This is a genomic window from Burkholderia sp. ABCPW 14 (assembly GCF_001523835.1).
In the GTDB taxonomy this organism is placed as follows: Bacteria; Pseudomonadota; Gammaproteobacteria; order Burkholderiales; family Burkholderiaceae; genus Burkholderia; species Burkholderia mayonis.
Genome location: NZ_LOVS01000051.1, coordinates 1 through 3,641 on the forward strand (window position 1 = coordinate 1; position 3,641 = coordinate 3,641).

Sequence of the window (3,641 nt, forward strand, 5' to 3'; positions counted from 1 at the left end):
CACCCCGTCTTTCCGCAACTCGAAGCAGTCACCCTCCCCCAAATCAAGGAAATGATGCGCGTGTGGTCGCCGTTGCTGATTCATTTGGCGATGACGTTCCGCGACATCAATCGGATGTATTACCACTACGAGAAGCCGGAAAACGACTTGCAGAACGCGATCAACGATCATGTCGACGTCGACACCGAGCACTGGCACATGATGGTGTCGGATATCAAGACGCTCGGTGTCAACGGTAGAGCCGTCGATTGCGAAAGCGCAATCAGTGTGATCTGGGACGATCTCGGCGCGCCCGTGCGCAAATACATGTATTCGCTCGTGTCGCGCGCGCGGCGGTGCGGCGACTGCCCGCTGCTGAAAATGGCAACGATGGAAGCCGGCGAAGCGACGTCGAAGGTTTTCTTCACGACATCGCGCAAGCTCGCCGCGGCCTACGAGGCGGACACGGGCAATACGCTTCGCTATCTGGGCGCGGAGCACATCGACAGCGAGCTCGATCATTCGATCAACGAATCGATCTTCCATGATCAGAGGCTGTCCGCCGACAAGCGTGCGGATGCACTGTCGATCGTCGACGATCACTTCCAGAGCTTCCTCGCCTTCCTCGATTACAAGTACGAGGTCAACAAACTCGCGCTCGCCAATTGACAAAAACCCGGGCACCGCCCGGGCACGACTCTCGCGAGACCGAAGTCCGGCTCAATCATTCAGCGATCCGAACGTAATTGCCGCGCCGGACGGCAGGGTCCGCTCGTGAACATGACATTCCCCAATACAAGGAGAAGCAAGCATGCGTCTTCCGAATCGCACCAAAGTCCTCGTCATCGGCGGCGGTCCGGCCGGTGCGACCGCTGCGGCCTTTCTCGCCCGAGAAGGCATCGATGTCACGCTGGTCGACAAGGAGGTATTCCCCCGCTATCACATCGGCGAATCGCTGCTGCCGTCGTGCCTTGAAATCCTCACGCTGATGGACGCGCGCGACGCGTTCGACCGGCACGGCTTCCAGCGCAAGCCGGGCGCCTACTTCAACTGGAAAGGCGAGACCTGGAAACTCGATTTCGGCGAGCTCGGCGGCGCCTATCACTACAGCTACCAGGTGCGCCGCGAGGAATTCGATCAATTGCTCCTGCAGCATGCGCGAGCGGTCGGCGCGAAGGTGCACGAAGGCGTGAGCGTGCGCGAGATCCGGTTCGACGACGGCCGCCCTTGCGCGGCACTGTGCGTCGCGCAAGGCGCCGACGAGACGACCACCGTCGAGTTCGATTATCTCGTCGACGCGTCGGGACGCAACGGACTGATGTCGACCCGATACCTGGACAATCGCAAATTCCACGAGATCTTCCGCAACGTCGCGGCCTGGGGCTACTGGGAAGGCCTTGCATGGCCCGACGATTGCGCGCCGGGGTCGATTCTCGTCAGCTCGATTCCGGACGGCTGGTGGTGGGCGATACCACTCGCCGATCATCCGACGAGCGTCGGCGTCGTCATGCACCGCGACGCATTCGTCGAGGCGAAGCGGTCCGGTTCGCTCGAGCAGGTCTATGAGCGCGCGCTCGCGCTGAGCCCGGTGATGACGAAGCTGACGCAGCATGCGCGCCTCGTCACGCCGCTCAGGACCGAGCAGGACTATTCGTACACCTGCGATTCGTTCGCGGGCGACGGCTACTTCCTGTCCGGCGACGCCGCGTGCTTTCTCGACCCGCTGCTGTCCACGGGCGTCCACCTCGCGATGTACAGCGGGATGCTCGCCGCCGCGTCGCTCGCCAGCATCCTGCGCGACGAAGTGTCCGAGCGGGAGGCCGCTGCGTACTATCGCGACAGCTATCAGCAGGCCTATCTGCGCTTTCTCGTGTTCGTGCAGACGTTCTACGAAGCGCACGGCAAGCTCGGCTATTACAGCAAGGCCGACGAGCTGAGCCACTACGCGATCGAGGCGGGCGACATCCGGCGCGCGTTCCTGAATCTCGTGTCCGGCCTCGAGGACATCGCCGACGTCGAGCAGGCCACGTCGCACCTGATGGGCGAAATGTCGCGCCGCATCGATCAGAATCTGGCGCTTCGCAAGGACAAGGGCGCGCTCGCCGCTGCGATCGGCAGCTCGGAAGCCGAGGACAACGCGCGATTCTTCGACGCGATCGAGGGCCTGCCTTGCCTGTCGCAAAACATGGCGCTCGACGGGCTGTACGTGTCGACGAGGCCGCGGCTCGGCCTGCAGCGGGTCGCCGCGGCGGTATAGCCCGCGCGCTCGCGCAGCCGCCGCGCTCGCGTCGAGCGGCCGGCGTGGCCGGCGCCGGCGGCCCGCGCGGGCCGGCCCGGTGCGTCGGCGCGCGGCGCGCACGCACGCCGCACGCCGCACGCCGCACGTCCGCGCACGCGCCGCCGACACTCATCGAACGCAAGAACACAAGAAGGCAAGGCCGAGGAAGCGACGAAAGATGGCTGACTGGATACTGCAACTGTGCATCGTGATCGTCGTGGCATCCGTGCTTGGCGCGCTCGCGCAGCGGCTGGGGCAAGGCCGCGTCGTCGGCGAGCTGCTCGCCGGGCTGCTGCTCGGCCCGTCCGCGTTCGGCGCGCTCGCCGTGGGCGGCCCCGGTATGCCGCTCGGCCAGGATTCGGCGGCGATTCTCACGCGGCTCGGCGAACTCGGGCTCGTGTTCCTGATGTTCCAGACGGGCATGCACATTACCTGGAAGATCCCGCAAAAGCGCTCGGCCGCGCTCGTCGCGAGCGTCGTCGCGGGATTCGGAATGGTGTTGCCGTTCGCGACCGGCTGCGCGATCGCGCTCGCGTCGTCCGGCGCGTTCCAGCCGCAGGCGTCGCCGCTCGCCTATGTGCTGTTCTGCGGGATCGCACTGTCCGTTTCGGCGTTGCCGGTCATGATGCGCATTGTCTCGGACGCGCGTATCGCCGGCCGCCCGGCGGCGACGCTGTCGATACTCGCGGCGACGTTAACCGACGCGCTCAGCTGGCTGATTCTCGCCGCCGTCGGCGCGATCGCGACATCGGGCCTGTCGCCGGCGTCGACGGTGCGCGCGGTGTGTCTGCTCATCGTGTTCTTCGTCGTGTCGATCACGCTCGTGCGCAAGATCGTCCTCTGGCTGCTCGATCTTGCGCGCCGGGCCGGCAGCGATTCCGCGACGTTGATCTGCGCGCTGTGCTACGTGCTGCTGTCGTCGTGGGCCGCGTCGCGGCTCGGCTTTCACAGCGCGTTCGGCGCGCTCGTCGCGGCCGCCAACCTGTCGGGCCGCGACGATCTGCGGCAGTTGTGGAACGCGCGCTTCGCGGGACTGGCCGACCTCGTCCTGATTCCGCTGTTCTTCGTCAGCATGGGGCTTCAGGCGTCGTTTTCGGCGCTCGACACGGGCGCGACGTGGGGCTGGCTCGCCGTCTTCCTGATCGGCGGCGTCGCGGCGAAGTTCGGCGGCTGCTACGCCGGCGCGCGACTGTGCGGCATCGATCGCGCGGAGGCGACTTTGATCGGCGTACTGATGAACTGCCGCGGGACCGTCGAGCTGATGGTGCTCGCGATCGGTCTGCAACTGCGGATCATCCCCGCTTCGCTGTACACGGTATTGCTGATCGCGACGCTGACGATGACGTGGCTGAGCGCGATGTCGACCCAGCGGCTCGCGAAGCGG

The 3,641-nt window shown here is 65.7% G+C and carries 3 protein-coding genes; all 3 read left to right on the forward strand.

What is annotated here, in order from left to right; translation table 11 throughout:
- Positions 1–648: hypothetical protein (locus WS62_RS06920; RefSeq protein ID WP_066569395.1), on the forward strand; the 648-nt coding region annotated here is incomplete at its 5' end.
- Between the two features lie 142 nt (positions 649–790).
- Positions 791–2,236, forward strand: coding sequence for an NAD(P)/FAD-dependent oxidoreductase (locus WS62_RS06925; protein WP_066569390.1), 1,446 nt, complete (start codon positions 791–793; stop codon positions 2,234–2,236).
- A gap of 199 nt (positions 2,237–2,435) precedes the next feature.
- Positions 2,436–3,641 (forward strand): cation:proton antiporter (locus WS62_RS06930; RefSeq protein ID WP_066569393.1); only part of this gene is annotated, 1,206 nt, incomplete at its 3' end.

Bases quoted from the DNA above. Each gene is read 5' to 3' on its own strand.
- WS62_RS06925 (WP_066569390.1), top strand. From the start codon at position 791: ATGCGTCTTCCGAATCGCACCAAAGTCCTCGTCATCGGCGGCGGTCCG.